This is a genomic window from Paenibacillus phytohabitans (assembly GCF_013141775.1).
In the GTDB taxonomy this organism is placed as follows: Bacteria; Bacillota; Bacilli; order Paenibacillales; family Paenibacillaceae; genus Paenibacillus_AQ; species Paenibacillus_AQ phytohabitans.
Map to the genome: position 1 here is coordinate 1 of NZ_WHOB01000026.1, position 877 is coordinate 877.

The 877-nt window shown below is 47.0% G+C and carries 1 protein-coding gene; it reads right to left on the reverse strand.

Annotated elements, in window-relative coordinates; genetic code table 11:
* Positions 1-877, reverse strand: an 877-nt coding sequence (locus GC101_RS10530) for an IS4 family transposase (RefSeq protein ID WP_171717213.1), incomplete at both ends; no start/stop codon positions are given.

Below are 877 nucleotides of genomic sequence, written 5' to 3' on the forward strand. Positions count from 1 at the left end.
CAAACAAACCCTTGATATAACTGGGTAAACCGGAGATCCATTCCTGTAGTTGACAAAAAACTGCTGTTTTGTTCTTCTTTGTTTTCGCCTGAGACATTTCCAGAAAAAAATTCATGAGCTGCTGAAGTGCAGACTGGTAGTCCAGGTCGCGAACCTCGTCGGCAAAGAGAAAAAAGAGTCCGCCTAGTGTCCGGTTATCACTCGATTGCCGCCGTTCGTATTCCATGGCTATATACCGGCTGAATACAATCGTCGTATGGCTAATCAGCCCGTCAAAGGAACGGCCCTGAAATTCAGTTCCCAGTTTCAAATAGCTTTTGGTGACTTTGAAAAAGGTCTCAATGCTCCAGCGCATGCCGTAGATTCTTACCACTTCAGTTGCATCCAGCGTCACATCGGTACTTAAAATGGCCAGCCATTCTCTTTTTTTATTCCGGTTGCGGACAAACACAAGCTTCACAGGTAGCCCACAAGCCGTTTGTACGATGACAGAGCCTTTAATATCTTTTGCCTTCGAGACAGGAAGGCTTTGAAATACTTCACGCAGCGTCAATCGCTTGCCCTGTACCAGATAGCGTTGTTTCATTTCTTTCACCATGCCAATCACAGGAAGCCCTTTAATCGTAAGCTCTCGAAGGAGTGGAGCCTGCGTAAACCAGCTATCCATAAGCACGTAGTCAGCGCTGAATCCTGCTCGCAAAGCGCGTTCCAGTAAAGCTACGACCGCATCCGGTTTTCGGGAAAAAGCCTCCATCCGGCGTTTGTAGCCTTGACTTCGTTTGGATAAATTCGAAGCCAGTTCGCACAACCGATTGGTGATTTTGGCAGAAGAGAGCATGACAAAATCAAGTGGAGCAAAGCTAAATCCGTCCGACCA